Genomic DNA, 13,906 nt, shown 5'->3' on the forward strand with positions numbered 1-13,906 from the left:
GGCGGCGGACGATCAGAGACGGGTGAAGGGCGCCCACTGTCCGATGGCGAACTCGTCGCCCCGGTGCTGGACCTCCAGCGCGCCATGGCCGCTCAGGTGCGCCGGCAGGACCAGGGCGTGGTGGTCGGCGGCCCAGCCGAGCAACCTGCGGCGGGTGGCGACGGCGGTGGCCGGGTCCTCGCAGAAGCAGCTGTTGTGGCCCGCCTGCATGATCTGCAGCGGCGTGTGGATCAGGTCGCCGGCGAACAGGGCAAGGTCGTCGCCGGAGCGCAGCTTGAGCACGCTCGATCCCGGGGTGTGTCCCGGGGCGGCTTCCAGGCGCAGATTCGCGTCGATGGTGTGGCCGTCCTCCCAGAGCAGGACCTGGCCGGCGGCGTGCACCGGGGCGACACTGTCCTCGAAGACGTTCTCGTTGACGCCTCCGCCGAGCTGAGTGTGATTCGCCGGGTCCCAGAAGTGGAAGTCGGCCCGGGGCATCAGGTACGTGGCGTTCGGGAAGGTCGGCACCCAGTCGCCGTCCACCAGGCGGGTGTTCCAGCCGACGTGGTCGACGTGCAGGTGGGTGTTGACCACCAGGTCGACGTCTTCCGGGCGTACGCCGGCCCGGGCGAGGTTGCCGAGGTAGTCCAGGCCCAGGTGGTCCCAGGCGTCGACCGCCGGCCGCGACTTGTCGTTGCCGACGCCGGTGTCGACCAGGATCGTGCGGCCCTCGCTGCGCAGCACCCACGTCTGGATCGCCACGTGCACCATGCCGTCGCCGAGGTGGTCGGGGACGAGTTCGGCCTCGTGGCGTCGCCACGCCTCGTCGGGCATCGACGGGAAGAACGCCTCGGTGGGCATGATCGGGCCGTGCATCTCCTCCACTCTGGTCACGGTGACATCGCCCAGTTTGATCTCGGTCATGTGTCCTGCTCTCGTGTCGAAACCGGCGCGGTGCGCCGGTCGGTAGCGGTTCGGGTCGGTGGCGGTTCGGGTCGGTGGCGGTTCGGGTCGGGTCGGTGGCGACCGCGCGGTGTGACCGCCGGTGGTGCCGAGGAGGCCGGTCGGCCGTGTTCGAGGCACGGCGGACCGGACGGTCGCGGTACGACCGTCGGTGGGCAAGGGTGCGGTGGTGCTACCGGCGCCGCGCTGTGGCCGGTGCCACCGGCTGAGGGTCGGCGGAAACCGAGGTGAGGTGGGTCAGCAGGGACATCGCCTCTCGCGACGACGAGCCGGGCTCGGTGGTGGCGACCACCACCGAGCGGCCCTGTTCGGTACGGAGGAGCTGCTGTGTCACGGTCATCGCTCCGACCAGCGGATGCCGCATCTCGTAGGTGGCGTCGCCTCCGCTCTTGACGCGGTGCGCCGCCCACATGTCGCAGAACTCCGGACTGCGGACCGTCAGGTCACCGATCAGCGTCGAGATCGCCGGGTCGTCGGGGTGCTGTGCGGCTGCCAGCCGCAGGGCGCCGACCACGCTTCGGGCCTTGGTGGGCCAGTCGGCGTACAGGTCGCGGGTGTGCGGATCCAGGAAGACCAGTCGGGCCATGTTCGGCCGGTCACGTGGCGACTCCGGGTCGGCGGGGTCGAGATGGCTCGCGAACAGGGCGTGTCCGGTCCTGTTCCAGGCCAGTACGTCGCTGCGCCGGCCCATCACCAGCACCGGGGTCTCCCCCAACGCCTCCACCAACTGTGTCAACTCGGCCGTCATCCGCTCCGGCGCAGCCCGGCGTGCGGCGGCCGGCCGGACTCGGGTGCCGGCCGCCAGGTCGTAGAGATGCCGGTGCTCGGCCTCGTCGAGTCGCAGCGCGCGGGCGATCGCGTCCAGCACCTCCGGTGACGCGTTGAGGGAGTACCCCTGCTCGAGGCGGGCGTAGTAGGAGGCGCTGACGCCGGCCAGCAGGGCGAGTTCCTCGCGGCGGAGACCCGGTACGCGCCGACGGTCGCCGTACCCGACCAGGCCCACGTCCTCCGGACGGAGCTGGGACCGGCGGGTCTGCAGGAACGCACCGAGCTGACGTCTGCTGTCCATGAATCGAGTATCAGCACTGCTCCTGGGCACCGCCACACCCTGCGAGGGGTAGGCATCGGAGGGTGTGGCACGCCGCCTGCCGAACGATGTGGCTCGATGGCAGGGATCGCGCGGCGGGCTACCCGGGGGCGACGTCGCGTGGTGCGGACTCGCTAGCCTCGGGCGGGCAGAGAGTCCGGGCGAGTGCGGGAGCGGTAGCGGTAGCGTGAGGCTGACGATCGTGGCGGCGACCGGCGGGATCGGACGGCAGCTCCTGACCCAGGCCGTCGCCGCCGGCCACCAGGTGACCGCCCTCGTACGGAATCCGACGCGGCTTCCCGACGTACCGGTACGCGTCGTCACGGCCGACCTCTCGGCGCCCGATCCGACGGTGCTGCGGGCCGCGGTCGACGAGTCCGACGCGGTGCTGTCCGGACTCGGGGCGCGGTCGGGTGCCGAGGCGGGTGTCGCGTCCCGGGGCACCCGGGCGTTGATCGAGGCGATGGGGTCCACCGGCGTCCGGCGGATCGTCGTCGTCAGTGCCGCGTCCGTCGGCACCGTGCCGTCGCCGGGACGGCCGGACCCGCCACGGCACAATCCCGGTGACGGGTTCTTCATGCGACATCTGGCCGCGCCGCTGGCCAAGGCGGCGTTCCGTCGGCACTACGTCGATCTCGCGCTGATGGAGGACGCCCTGCGGGACAGTGGCCTGGACTGGACGGTCTCCCGTCCACCCCGGCTCGTGGGTGGACGCCCGACCGGGAGGTACCGGACGGCGTACGGGCAGAACGTGCGTGCCGGTATGTTCATCTCCCGCGCCGACGTCGCTCACCAGATGCTCGACGTGCTCGACCGTCCCGAGACGATCCACCGGGTGATCGGGGTCGCCTACTGAGTTCGCGTGTGCCGTGCGGGCCGACACGAAGGAGCGGACATCCGACGTCGGAGGTTGCACCGGGCGACGTTCGTCGCCGCCGGGGCGTACAACATTCTCTGGGGCTGCTACGCGGTCCTCGACCCACAGTGGTTCTTCCGCCTGACCGGGCTGCCGCTGTCGAACTCGCCGCAGATCTTCGCCTGCCTCGGCATGGTCCTCGGCCTGTACGGTCTGCTCTACCTGGAGGTGGCTCGGCGGCCCGAACACGGTTGGCCGGTCGCCGCCGTCGGGCTGACCGGCAAGGTCCTCGGCCCCCTGGGCCTGGCCTGGCTCATCGTCACCGGCGTCTGGCCGATCGACACCGTCGTCATGATCATCACGAACGACCTGATCTGGTGGTTGCCGTTCAGCCTCTACCTGCGCGACGCCTGGCCGGACTTCCGCGCTTCGTGGCCGCACGAGTCTGGGCGCTCCGACCGGTCCGCGGAGCGTCTCGACACGACCCGCTGACCGCCGCCGGCCCGCGTCGTCTATTCAGCCCGTAGCGGCAGGTCCGCGAGCACCTGCCAGCCCGCTCCGGGCACTCGGCCGGCCTCGAACCGGCCGCCGAGCAGGTGTACCCGTTCCCGCATACCGATCAGGCCGTAACCGCCGCCACCGGACCTTCTCGGTCGGTCGGTGTGCCGGCCGTCGTCGCGTACCCGCACGCGGACCGCACCGTCGCCGGCCCGGACCGTCACGGTGATCTCACGGGCGCCGGCGGCGTAGCGCCGCGCGTTCGTCACCGACTCCTGCACCAGCCGCAACACGGTGGTCGCGACCACCGCCGGCACGGGCTCGGCGAGTTCCACCGCCAACCGGACCGGGCTGGCGCCTTCCGCAGTGGCCGTCGCCGCGCGCAGGTCGGCGAACAGGTCCGTGGACGGCGTCACCGGTTCCGCGCCGACGTCCTGCAGCATGGCGACCATCCGCTGCATCGCCGACAGGGCGTCCGCGCCGGCGCGTTCGATCACCGGAAGCACCCGCGCCGGAGCACCGGGATCAGGCACGGCCACCGCCTGCGCCGCCTGGGCCTGCACCACCATGCCGCCGATGTGATGGGCCACCACGTCGTGCAGCTCCCGCGCCAGGGCCACCCGCTCCTGCACCTGCGCCGCGACCACCACCGCGTGCGTCTCCCGCGAATGTCGGGCATCGCGCAGCCGCAGGTACCACCCGGCGAGAATGGCCACGACCGGCAGGATCCCGCTCCAACCCAGGTCCTGCGGAGAGCCCGGATGCTCCGGGCGTAGCACACCGACCACCAGACAGCTGAGCAGGAGCAGCCCCACCAGCCCGATGGTGGTGTACCTGGACGACCGGCGGACCAGCGCGACGATGACGGCCAGCACCGAGGCGATCTCGGCTACCCCCAGCCCGCTCGCGGCGGAGGGGACCGCGACGCCGGCCAACCGCAGCACGACCGACCCCACCAGCAGGACCACCACGACACCTACGGCGGCGGCAACCGGCCAACGAGACGCCACCAGTGCGAGGGCACAGACCGCGAGGAAGCCCGGCAGCTCCCACCGCCCGTCGTAGTGTCCCACCTCGCTCGCCGCCGCCCCGTCCAGCAGCAGCGCGATCACGAGCAGCCCGGCCAGGGGCCAGTCCCAGGTGATCAGACCTCGCCAGTCACGCTTCACGCCGCCATCACCGCAGTCCTCGCATCGGTCCGGATTCCGGGGCAGTCACCGGTGACGACAGTGCCACAGCTGTACTGATCCGGCGACGACGAACCGTACCCGACCCGTACAGTCTCCGGTGTCCCTCCGTCGCGTGTGGAGGAACTGCCCGGGACGGTGGGAAGACGATGGTGACGGCTTCGCTGCGGCAGCTGCCGTGGGTGGTTCTGCTGGTGGTCCTGGCCCTGCTCGACGTGCAGATCACCGGGGAACTCGGCACCGCCGGCCGGGCGTGGCTGATCCCCGGCATCGTCGTGACGGCGGCCATGGCGCTGCTGGCACAGGCGCGGCCGGTTGCCGGGGCGCTGGGTGCCGCGGCAACTATCGTCGTCTCGACGGGGCTACTGCGGGCGGTCGACGCCGAGACGCTGGGAGGTCTGGCGTTGACCGAGGTCGGCGCCCAGGTGATCGTCATCGTGGCGGTGGTCCGGCGCGTTTCCGGTGTCGTCGCCACCGGCCTCGTCGGATTGGTCCTGGCCGCCGGGGTGGCAGCGGACCACCTCCGGCCGGATCACTGGTCGCTACCCGCTGGATCGATGCCCGAGCCGTGGTGGAGCGTCTCGCTGTCGGACGTGGCGACGGTGGTGCTGCCGGTGGCGCTCGGATGGTATCTGCGGGGTCGTGACCGGCAGCGGGCCCGTGCGAGTCGGGCAGCGGTGATCGCGGTACGGCAACGGGAGCGGCTCGGCCTGGCGCGGGAACTCCGCGACGTGGTGACGCACCAGGTCACTGCGATGATCGAGCAGGCACGGGCCGCACAGGAGCGATCGCCGTCGGACCCCGGCGCGGCGGCCGAGGCACTGCCGGTGATCGAACGCTCCGGCATCGAGGCGCTGGCCTCGATGCGTCACCTGGTCGCCGCGCTGCGCGAGGCCGAACCGGGCACAGGCCGGACACCGGCACCGCTGACCCGGACCACCGACCTGGCGGCCGACCTTCGGGCGATGACGTCGGCCGGTAGTCCGCCGGTCCGGCTGACGGTCGATCTGGCCGAACCGGTGGCCGACGAGGTCGCGACCTCAGTGCTGCGCCTCGTCCAGGAGTCGGTGACCAACTGCCGTCGGCACGCCGACGAGGCACGGGAGATCGTGGCGTCGGTACGCACCGAGCAGGGGCACGTCCGGATCGAGGTCCGCGACGACGGCAGGGCGACCCGGACGATCCGCAGACGTGACGGTGGCTTCGGACTCGTCGGCATGCGGGAACGGGTGCGCCTGCTCGGCGGCCGGTTCACCGCCGGCCGCACGAGCGGCGGCTGGCGGGTGATCGCCGACGTGCCACTGCATCGGGCCGAGCGGTAGCACCGGACGAGCGGTGGACCGGGCCACGCACGGTGGCTCCGGGCAGCACTGCGCCGACCCGTATCATTCGTGCTCGATGGTCGGTGGACCGTCGGCCTTCCCGGCGCGCTCCGTCAGTGGACTCCGAGAAGCGGTCACGAGGACGGGGACGGTAACCGGTGCGGGTCTTGATCGCCGATGACCAGGAACTGATGCGCGTCGGGTTCCGGATGATTCTGGAAGCCCAGCCGGACATCACCGTGGTGGCCGACGTCGCCGACGGGCGAGCGGCGGTCGAGGCGGCGCGTCGGCTGCGCCCGGACGTGTGCCTGTTGGACATCCGCATGCCGGGCCTGGACGGACTACAGGTCACCCGGCTGCTCGCGGGTCCCGACGTGGCCGATCCGATCGCCGTCGTCGTCATCACCATGTTCGACGACGACGAGTACGTGGATACCGCCCTGCAGTCGGGGGCGAGCGGGTTCCTGCTCAAGGACTGCGGTCCGGCCCTGCTGGTCGAGGCGGTCCGCGCGGCCGTGCGCGGCGACGTCCTGGTGGCGCCCCAGGTCACCGTCCGGCTACTGCGTCATTTCCGGCACCGGCCGCAGGTCGGGACGACCGCGCCGGTGGAGGCCCTGACGGACCGGGAGAGTGACGTCGTACGGGCGGTGGCCCGGGGACTGACCAACCAGGAGATCGCGGGCGAACTGTTCGTGGCGGTGTCCACCGTCAAGACCCACCTGGCTGCCGCGCAGGCGAAACTCGGCGTCCGCAACCGGGTCGAGGTCGCATCCTGGGCGTGGCGAGCCGGTCTGGTCGACGCCTGACGGCACCCGAGCGTCGGCCGGGTCGGCGCGGTGACGTTGCCTCCACCTTTCGGATGAGGCGCGGCGCGTGATCTCCGCCCAGCGCCGAGTCGACGCCGGCTCGCGGACGGAGGAGGCCGCAGCCTGTGTTCGGCAGTCTCTAGGGCATGAACACGCCGCAGTACGAGGCGGGCCCTGGAGGAGAAGAGCGCATGCGTCACACCCGTTCGTTCGTCATGGGGGCTGTCCTCGCCACCGCCACCCTGCTCACCGCCTGCACCAACGGCCAGGGCACGTCCGCCGCGCCGTCGGGCACGCCCGCACCCACCACGGCCACGTCGGCCGGATCGCCGTCGGTTCCGGCGGCCCCCGCCGAGCCGGAGACCGCGCCGACGTCCGTCACGCCGACCGGAAGGACCGCAGCCGTCCCGGCCACGCCGACGACCAGGGCGCGGGTCACCTCGGATCTGTCCGGGCTGCGCATCACCGGCATCAAGGCCGGAAAGAGCGTCCTGATCGACGTCGCCGGCGACGACGCGGATCGGTTCCTGCAGGTGGGCCAGGGCGCGGTCGACTTCACCGGCACCGACCGGACGGACTCCACGATGATGGCGCTGTATCCGGCTGCGGTGTCGGCGGCGAACCGGGTGGTCATCAAGCCGCCGTTCTGGAACGAGGAGGTCGGCGGCGGGTACTGCGTCGCGGACACCGCCGGTGCCGCGCTGAAACTGGAGAACTGCCAGGACGGAAAGACGTCGCAGATCTGGCGGGTGGCCCTGGCAGGTGACTCCGGCCTGTTCGAGCTGCACGGAGCCCACGGCGTCATCGGCGTCAAGAACGGCCGCATCACCGCCTCCGGGGACGGGGACACCGGCCTGCAGGTCCTGCCGTACGCCCCGTGACGGCGTGCGACCGGTCGGTCCGCTCGTCGTCGTCGATTACCTGAACAGTTTCCGCTCCCCGCCGGCACCGTACGACCTCGACCTGAAGAGCAGTCCGGTGCGGCGGTTCGCCTGAAAGAAGAGAGAAGCAGAACATGGCATTCACGAGCTATTTGGCGCTGTTCGCAGTGGCCGCATCCGCAGCCGTCTTCGTCGTGGCCCGCAAGCGCCTGAGCCTCGCTGCCGCGGCGGGACTGTCGGCGCTCACCTTCCTGGGCATCGCCGCAGCCTCGATCATGTGGGTGCAGTTGGCCGTCAGCGGCATGGACGGCTGAACACGCTCTACAGGTACGTCGCGAACCAGTCGAGCATGGGTTCGGGGCGGCGCTGGAACTCCAGGTAGCCGTCCCAGCGTGCGGTCGTCCCGTCGATCCAGTGCAGCTTCTTGTCGGTGACGGGGATGTTGTCGTACATGGTCTGGACGTCGTCGGGGTCGGTGAGGATGTCGGCGCGTACCTGGTAGAGGAAGGTGGGGACGCGCACGTGGCGGGCCCATTCCTGGGGGCTGCGACGGGCGAAGTCGATGCCGGTGTGCCGGATGATGAGCTGTTCCAGGTCGCTGAGGCGGTCCGCCGCGTCGAGCAGCGCCAGTCGGCGTTCCATGATGACGCGGGCGGTCACCGGCTGGGGCGCGACGAGGCAGCGGACGCCCTCGAACGCCTGGGGGAACTGGGTCATGGCGGCGAAGGTGGAGCTGGCGCCGAGGCATCGGCTGAACAGGCCGATGGTCGCGTCGCGGGTGTCCGGGCGGTGGCGGGCGTAGGTGAGTGCGCCGACGACGTCGCGGGCCTCGAAGAGGCCGCTTGAGCTGATGCCGCCGTTGGCGGCGCCGCTGAGGCCGTGGTTACGCAGGTCGTAGGCGAGGACGTGGTAGCCGGCATCGTGCAGGATGCGGTAGTCGGGGACGAAGTCGATCTCGAAACCGTTGCCGCTGGCTGCCCAGGCCGAGTGCCAGGGCTCCAGGTGGGTGGGCAGGCCGGCGCGGGTGAAGCCCATCGGGTGGTTCGCGATGACCAGCTTGGTCGAGCCGGGCGCGGGCAGGAACCAGCCTTCCAGCGGCACCCCGTCGTGGGACGGGAAGGTGACGTCCTCGAAGTCGAGCCCGACCTCGCGCGGTGAGTGCAGCACCGGTGAGCGGGGTGGGTGGCTGAATCCGGCCGCGATCCGGTCCAGCAGGTGTGACATCTGGTCGCTCATGGTGTCAGTTCCTCTCCGTCTGGTCGTCCTCGTCGAGCCGGTCACGCGCGGCGGCGAGGGCTCTGGCCATGGCGCCGGGTGCACGCGCGAAGGTGGTGGTGGGTGTCGGGGTGGTGCCGGTGTGGACGGTGATGGCGTGTGGGTAGACGAATTCGAGGAGTCCTTCGTCGCCGTGCTTGCGGCCGTGGCCGCTGTGTCCGCGCCCGCCGAACGGCAGCCCGGCGTTCAAGGAGAAGGCGAGCGCGTCGTTGACGCTGGTCATGCCGACGCGCAGGCGACGGGCGATGTCCTCGCCCCGGTCGCGGCTGAACACGGCGCTGCCCAGGCCGTACGGGCTGGCGTTGATCCGGGTGATCGCCTCCTCGGTGTCGCGGACCCGGACGATCGCCAGCACCGGCCCGAAGGTCTCCTCGGTGGCGGCCAGGGCGTCCGGCGGGACGTCGACGAGGATCGTGGGTTGGACGTACCGGTCGTCGGTGCTTTCGCCGGCCGGTGCGCCGACCACGGCGGTGGCGCCCCGTCGGAGGGCGTCGGCGACGTGGTGGCGGATGACCGGGATCTGCGCCGATAGTGGGACCGGGCCGATCAGGTCGTCGTCGCCGCTGCCGGCGTGCACCCGGCGGGCGTGGGCGGCGATCTTCTCCACCAGGGTGTCGTGTACGGCGTCCACGACGTAGGCCACCTCGAGGCTGATGCAGCCCAGGCCGGCGTTCTGCAGCGCGCCCCAGGTGATGTGGGCGGCGGCGGAGTCCAGGTCGGCGTCCTGCGCCACCACGACGGCGTCGTTGCCGCCGAGTTCCAGCAGCGCCGGGGTCAGGCGCGTGGCGCAGTCCGCGGCCACGGCCCGGCCCGAGCGGACGCTGCCGGTGAACGCGACCTTGTCCACGCCGGTGGTGAGGTGTCGGCCGGTGGCGGCGAAGCCGACGACGGTCTGGAAGGCGCCGGGCAGGTCGGGTACGGCCCGCCGCCAGGCCCGGGCCAGCCAGACGCCTACTCCGGGGGTGATCGGGCTGGGCTTGAGGATGACGGCGTTGCCGGCGGCCAGGGCGTGGATGACGATCGCTCCCGGGGTGCCGAGCGGGAAGTTCCACGGCCCGATGACGCCGACCACGCCGTACGGGAGCTGTTCCACCCACGCCCGCTGGTGCGGCATCGCGGCCGGCGCGGGGATCTCGCGGCGGCCGAGGACCCGTTCGACGTTGTCGAGTGCGAAGGTCAGGTGCCCGAGGACGGAGAGCACCTCTGCCCGGCCGTCTTCCAGGGACTTGCCGTTCTCCGCGTGGATCAGCGCCGCCAGGTCCTCGCCGCCCCGGGCGATCTCCCGGCGCCAGGCACGTAGTCGTACCGCCCGTCCGGCGAAGTCGAGGTCCCACCACGGTCCGGCGGCGGTCCGGGCGATCTGGACGGCCGCGTCGACCTGCTCGGGGCCGGCCGCCCGGTAGCGGGCCAGTTCGTCGCCGGTGCTCTGGTCGAGGGTGATCACCTCGTCGCCGGTGGTGTCCGGGTCACTGTCCCGGGTCGCAATGCTCTGCGCGGTCTGCGTGTTCATCGTCGTTCCCCGATCGTCGAGTGTCGGTCCGGCGTCGGCGTCGAGGCCTCGAGGGCGGTACGCCGGATCAGCGTCAGTACGTGTGCGCGCAGCTCCGCGAATCGGGGCAGGCGCTTGGTGGACACCTGGTCACGTGGGCGGGGAAGGTCGACCTGCACCGTGTCGAGTACGACGCTCGGGCGTGTGGACATCACCACCACCCGATCCGCCAGGTAGACCGCCTCGTCGATGTCGTGCGTGACGAGCAGCATGGTGACGCCGGTGTCGTCGCGTACCCGCAGGATCAGGTCTTCGAGGTCCGCGCGGGTCTGGGCGTCCACCGAGGCGAACGGCTCGTCCAACAGCAGGATCTCCGGTGCGTACGCGAGGCCCCGGGCGATCGCCACGCGCTGCTGCATGCCGCCGGAGAGCTGCCACGGGTAGCGGTCGCCGAATCCGCTCAGGCCCACCGCGTCCAGCGCCGTGGTGACCCGTTCGGCGCGGTCGGCCGTCGACCGGTACCGGTTGCGCAGCGGCAGGCCGACGTTGCGTCGCACGGTGAACCAGGGCATCAACGACCGGCTGTAGTCCTGGAAGATGGAGGCGATCTCCTTCGGTGGACCGGTGACCGGGACACCGTCGAGGGTGACCGTGCCCGACGACGGCTTCAGGAGGCCGCAGAGGCACTTCAGCATGGTCGTCTTGCCGGCGCCGGACGGCCCGACGATGCAGACGAACTCTCCCTTGTCGACCGTCAGGGTCAGGTCGCGGATCGCCTCGACGGCCTGTGCGCCGGAGCCGTAGGTCTTGCCCAGGTTCGTGACCGAGAGCATGTCAGTTCCTTTCCGTCATGCCGATGTGCCAGCGCAGGACGCGTCGTTGCAGGACGAGGAAGAGGGCGCTGAGTACCACCCCGAGCAGGCCGAGCAGCACGGTGCCGGCCCACATCTGCGGTACGTCGAAGGAGTTGCGGGCGCTGAGGGTGACGAAGCCGACGCCGTTGGTCGCGGCGTACAGCTCGGTGACCACCATCATGATGAAGGCGATCCCCAGCGCGGTGCGGATGCCGGCGAAGATCTGTGGTGCCGCCGCCGGCAGCAGGACGAAAGCCAGTCGCTGCACGGGGGTGAGCCGGTACGAGCGGGCCACGTCCTGCAGGTGCGGGTCTGTGCCACGGACCGCGTCGGCCGTGTTCAACAGCACCGGGAACAGGCAGACGAACGCGATGACCAGGATCTTCGAGGCGTCACCGATGCCGAAGAGCACGACGCTGATCGGGATCAGTGCGGTGCCGGGTAGTGATCGGCAGAACTGCACCGCCGGGTTCAGGGCGTTCCGGAGCAGTCGGTGGCGGCCGAGTGCGGTGCCGACGGCGATACCCACGACGGTCGCGATCAGCAGGCCGGCGAGGAGCCGGGCGACGCTGGGAACCAGGTCCGAGCCGAGTCGCGTGAACAGCCACGACTCGGCGAAGGCGGCCAGGACGTCGGGCAGCGGCGGGTAGAAGGGTGAGGTGCTCGCCGTCGATGTCGTCCACCAGAGCAGGACGAGCAGCACGGGTACGAGCAGCCGGAGGCTGGTTCTCTTCACGTTCGGCCTCCTCATGCCTGCTGCGTCCGGTAGGCGGAGTGCCAGCGCAGTGCCCGCCGTTCCAGCCGCTCGAAGACGGCGTTGAGGCCGACGCCGAGCAGGCCGGCGATGACGATGACGCCGTACGTGGCGTCGTAGCGGCCGTTGCCGGCGTAGGTGGCCAGGGTGTTGCCGAGGCCGGGTACGGCGCCGATGAGTTCCATCGCGATCGCCACCAGCAGCGTGATCGTCGAGGCGATCCGCAGACCGGTGAAGAGGTACGGCAGCATGCTCGGGGTCGTCACCCAGAGCAGTCGCTGCGGTGTGGTCAGTCCGAACACCCGTGCCGTGTCGGCGGTGACCGGATCGACGTCCCGCACGCCGTAGAGCGTCTGGAGCAGCATCGGCCACAGGGCCGCCACCGCCGCGAGCACGACCACCACCACCGGCCTGGCGCCGAGCAGCAGCAACATGATGGGCAGATAGACCACGACCGGGATCGGGCGGAAGAACTCGACCACGCCGAGCAGGAGCTCGTTGACCACGGGGACGCTCGCCATGGCGGCCCCGACGAGCACGCCGAGCGTGACGCCGATGACCAGCGCGGCGGCCCAGTGCGCCAGGGTCTGCGACACGGCCGTCCAGAGGACGGCGGTGCCGATGTTGGCCCAGAGCCAGGTGGCGATGGCGGAGGCCGGCGGGACCTCGGCCGGGAGCACGCCGGTGCCGGCCGCCGCCTGCCAGGTGCCGAGCAGCGCCGCCGTGGTGAGTACGGGGAGCAGCGGGGTGGGTCTCATCGGCTACCCCGAGACCCGGAGCCCGCGCGGGGGCGTGTCGAGGTCGTACGCGTCCGGTGATTCCGACCAGGTGAACTCGTCCAGCGTCGGTGCCGTGTCGATCCGGTCGTAGTCGACCATCAGCCGGGCGATGAGTTCCGCCGAGCGTCGGTCGATCCCGCTGACGTACCAGGGCAGCGGCAGTTGCGCCACTGCCTCGGGGGGCGCGCCGGTGGTCCGCACGATCGTCGCCCGGACCGCGTCCGGGTTGTCGTTGGCGTACGCGGTCGCCTCGTTCCACGCCTGGAGGAAGCGTCGCATGACGTCCGGATTGCGGTCCACGAACCGCTGGGAACCCATCAGGATGCTCGGGACGCTACGCGGGCCGAGCGCGCTGGTGGCGGGGTTACCGAGGGAGCGGAACTCGCCACCGGTCAGCAGTTGCCCGGCGAACGGTTCCAGGGTGCTGATCGCGTCGACGCGGCCCTGCCGCAGCGCGGCGACCTGGTCCTCGAACGGTACGGCGAGGATCCGGACCGCGTCGGGGTCGCCGCCTGCCTGGCGTACCGCTTCGAGGAGGGTCAGGTCGAAGAAGCTCTCCAGACCGTTGACGGCGACGGTCCGGCCGGTCAGGTCCGCGAACGACCGGATGTCGCTGTGTTCCGGCACGATCAGGGAGAAGGCGTCACCCTCCGGCGACTCGTAGTCGGTGACCAGCGAGGTGACGATCTCCACCGGGAAGCCGGCGGCGACGGCGGCCGGCACCGCGGTGATCTCGCTGACGGCCAGGTGGATCTGTCCGTTCAGGAGCAGCGCGACGCTGTTGGCGCTGGCTCCGGAGCCTGGGACCTGGTCGATCTCGAAGCCGTGTCGTTCGAAGATCCCCTGGTCGACGCCGAGCGAGAGCTGGGCGTTGTTGGCGGTCGGGCTGAAGTCGATGACGAGTCGGGTCAGGCCCGATCCGGTGGTCTCGGCCGGTTCGCCGTCGGTGCCGCAGGCGCCTGCGGCGGCGAGTAGGCCGAGGGCCAGGCTCGTGGCCGTCAGCGTCCGGCGGAATCCGCGGTGTGGCGGGTGCCGCCCCTGTGTCCTGTGCATGGCCTTGATCCCCTTCCGTGCTCAGTGCGCGTGAGTGGATGGATCGTCGGCGGAATCGACGACATCGACCCGCATGACGACAGTATCAAGACATTGATATGGCGCAAGTCATGAACTCAGATC

General features: G+C 71.1%; 15 protein-coding genes. 6 read left to right on the forward strand and 9 right to left on the reverse strand.

The window, feature by feature from the left end; translation table 11 throughout:
• Nucleotides 1-12 precede the first annotated feature (12 nt).
• A complete protein-coding gene (locus ACWDVW_RS16225) occupies nucleotides 13-903 on the reverse strand; it encodes an MBL fold metallo-hydrolase (RefSeq protein WP_449949158.1) in 891 nt (296 codons plus the stop codon).
• A 211-nt stretch (nucleotides 904-1,114) separates the two neighbouring features.
• Nucleotides 1,115-2,011: a helix-turn-helix domain-containing protein gene (locus ACWDVW_RS16230; protein WP_449949161.1), complete on the reverse strand. Its 897-nt coding sequence runs from the start codon at nucleotides 2,009-2,011 to the stop codon at nucleotides 1,115-1,117.
• A gap of 205 nt (nucleotides 2,012-2,216) precedes the next feature.
• On the opposite strand from ACWDVW_RS16230, the gene ACWDVW_RS16235 reads away from it, so the two are divergent.
• Together ACWDVW_RS16235 and ACWDVW_RS16240 are read left to right on the forward strand one after the other, a co-directional pair.
• Nucleotides 2,217-2,885: an NAD(P)-dependent oxidoreductase gene (locus ACWDVW_RS16235; protein WP_449949163.1), complete on the forward strand. Its 669-nt coding sequence runs from the start codon at nucleotides 2,217-2,219 to the stop codon at nucleotides 2,883-2,885.
• Between the two features lie 54 nt (nucleotides 2,886-2,939).
• Nucleotides 2,940-3,377 carry a hypothetical protein gene (locus tag ACWDVW_RS16240; protein WP_449949166.1) on the forward strand — a complete coding sequence of 146 codons (438 nt, stop codon included), beginning with the start codon at nucleotides 2,940-2,942 and terminating at the stop codon, nucleotides 3,375-3,377.
• 20 nt (nucleotides 3,378-3,397) lie between these two features.
• Here ACWDVW_RS16240 and ACWDVW_RS16245 read toward each other — a convergent pair whose 3' ends face one another.
• Nucleotides 3,398-4,552 carry a sensor histidine kinase gene (locus tag ACWDVW_RS16245; RefSeq protein ID WP_449949169.1) on the reverse strand — a complete coding sequence of 385 codons (1,155 nt, stop codon included), beginning with the start codon at nucleotides 4,550-4,552 and terminating at the stop codon, nucleotides 3,398-3,400.
• Between the two features lie 167 nt (nucleotides 4,553-4,719).
• Between ACWDVW_RS16245 and ACWDVW_RS16250 the strand changes: the two genes are divergently transcribed.
• The 4 genes from ACWDVW_RS16250 to ACWDVW_RS16265 all read left to right on the forward strand — a co-directional run bounded on the left by ACWDVW_RS16250 (nucleotide 4,720) and on the right by ACWDVW_RS16265 (nucleotide 7,893).
• Nucleotides 4,720-5,892 (forward strand): sensor histidine kinase, encoded by a 1,173-nt coding sequence (locus tag ACWDVW_RS16250; RefSeq protein WP_449949172.1) that lies wholly within the window; start codon nucleotides 4,720-4,722, stop codon nucleotides 5,890-5,892.
• Nucleotides 5,893-6,050: 158 nt separating this feature from the next.
• A complete protein-coding gene (locus ACWDVW_RS16255; RefSeq protein WP_449949175.1) occupies nucleotides 6,051-6,698 on the forward strand; it encodes a response regulator in 648 nt (215 codons plus the stop codon).
• Nucleotides 6,699-6,889: 191 nt separating this feature from the next.
• The gene (locus tag ACWDVW_RS16260) at nucleotides 6,890-7,579 is read left to right on the forward strand and encodes a hypothetical protein (RefSeq protein ID WP_449949178.1); all 690 of its coding nucleotides are present in this window, start codon (nucleotides 6,890-6,892) and stop codon (nucleotides 7,577-7,579) included.
• A 134-nt stretch (nucleotides 7,580-7,713) separates the two neighbouring features.
• Nucleotides 7,714-7,893: a hypothetical protein gene (locus tag ACWDVW_RS16265; RefSeq protein ID WP_449949181.1), complete on the forward strand. Its 180-nt coding sequence runs from the start codon at nucleotides 7,714-7,716 to the stop codon at nucleotides 7,891-7,893.
• 7 nt (nucleotides 7,894-7,900) lie between these two features.
• Here ACWDVW_RS16265 and ACWDVW_RS16270 read toward each other — a convergent pair whose 3' ends face one another.
• Genes ACWDVW_RS16270 through ACWDVW_RS16295 form a run of 6 tightly spaced genes read right to left on the reverse strand, consistent with a single transcriptional unit; the run spans nucleotide 7,901 to nucleotide 13,783 of the window.
• On the reverse strand, nucleotides 7,901-8,815 hold the full coding sequence (locus tag ACWDVW_RS16270; protein WP_449949184.1) for an alpha/beta hydrolase: 915 nt from the start codon (nucleotides 8,813-8,815) through the stop codon (nucleotides 7,901-7,903).
• A 4-nt stretch (nucleotides 8,816-8,819) separates the two neighbouring features.
• On the reverse strand, nucleotides 8,820-10,364 hold the full coding sequence (locus ACWDVW_RS16275) for an aldehyde dehydrogenase family protein (RefSeq protein WP_449949187.1): 1,545 nt from the start codon (nucleotides 10,362-10,364) through the stop codon (nucleotides 8,820-8,822).
• The gene (locus ACWDVW_RS16280; RefSeq protein WP_449949189.1) at nucleotides 10,361-11,176 is read right to left on the reverse strand and encodes an ABC transporter ATP-binding protein; all 816 of its coding nucleotides are present in this window, start codon (nucleotides 11,174-11,176) and stop codon (nucleotides 10,361-10,363) included. The genes ACWDVW_RS16275 and ACWDVW_RS16280 overlap by 4 nt, the downstream gene beginning before the upstream one ends.
• Before the next feature lies 1 nt (nucleotide 11,177).
• Nucleotides 11,178-11,933, reverse strand: a complete 756-nt coding sequence (locus ACWDVW_RS16285) for an ABC transporter permease (protein ID WP_449949192.1) — start codon at nucleotides 11,931-11,933, stop codon at nucleotides 11,178-11,180.
• 11 nt (nucleotides 11,934-11,944) lie between these two features.
• On the reverse strand, nucleotides 11,945-12,709 hold the full coding sequence (locus tag ACWDVW_RS16290) for an ABC transporter permease (RefSeq protein WP_449949195.1): 765 nt from the start codon (nucleotides 12,707-12,709) through the stop codon (nucleotides 11,945-11,947).
• A gap of 3 nt (nucleotides 12,710-12,712) precedes the next feature.
• Entirely contained in the window at nucleotides 12,713-13,783 is a 1,071-nt protein-coding gene (locus ACWDVW_RS16295) for an ABC transporter substrate-binding protein (RefSeq protein WP_449949198.1), read from the reverse strand.
• Between the last annotated feature and the right edge of the window lie 123 nt (nucleotides 13,784-13,906).

Source organism: Micromonospora sp. NPDC003241, assembly GCF_053589795.1.

What these genes read in the sequence shown, in the direction of transcription:
- ACWDVW_RS16250 (WP_449949172.1), top strand. Translation starts at nt 4,720, where the DNA reads ATGGTGACGGCTTCGCTGCGGCAGCTGCCGTGGGTGGTTCTGCTGGTG.
- ACWDVW_RS16280 (WP_449949189.1), bottom strand. Translation starts at nt 11,176, where the DNA reads ATGCTCTCGGTCACGAACCTGGGCAAGACCTACGGCTCCGGCGCACAG.
- ACWDVW_RS16270 (WP_449949184.1), bottom strand. Translation starts at nt 8,815, where the DNA reads ATGAGCGACCAGATGTCACACCTGCTGGACCGGATCGCGGCCGGATTC.
- ACWDVW_RS16260 (WP_449949178.1), top strand. Translation starts at nt 6,890, where the DNA reads ATGCGTCACACCCGTTCGTTCGTCATGGGGGCTGTCCTCGCCACCGCC.
- ACWDVW_RS16265 (WP_449949181.1), top strand. Translation starts at nt 7,714, where the DNA reads ATGGCATTCACGAGCTATTTGGCGCTGTTCGCAGTGGCCGCATCCGCA.
- ACWDVW_RS16225 (WP_449949158.1), bottom strand. Translation starts at nt 903, where the DNA reads ATGACCGAGATCAAACTGGGCGATGTCACCGTGACCAGAGTGGAGGAG.
- ACWDVW_RS16275 (WP_449949187.1), bottom strand. Translation starts at nt 10,364, where the DNA reads ATGAACACGCAGACCGCGCAGAGCATTGCGACCCGGGACAGTGACCCG.
- ACWDVW_RS16230 (WP_449949161.1), bottom strand. Translation starts at nt 2,011, where the DNA reads ATGGACAGCAGACGTCAGCTCGGTGCGTTCCTGCAGACCCGCCGGTCC.
- ACWDVW_RS16290 (WP_449949195.1), bottom strand. Translation starts at nt 12,709, where the DNA reads ATGAGACCCACCCCGCTGCTCCCCGTACTCACCACGGCGGCGCTGCTC.
- ACWDVW_RS16295 (WP_449949198.1), bottom strand. Translation starts at nt 13,783, where the DNA reads ATGCACAGGACACAGGGGCGGCACCCGCCACACCGCGGATTCCGCCGG.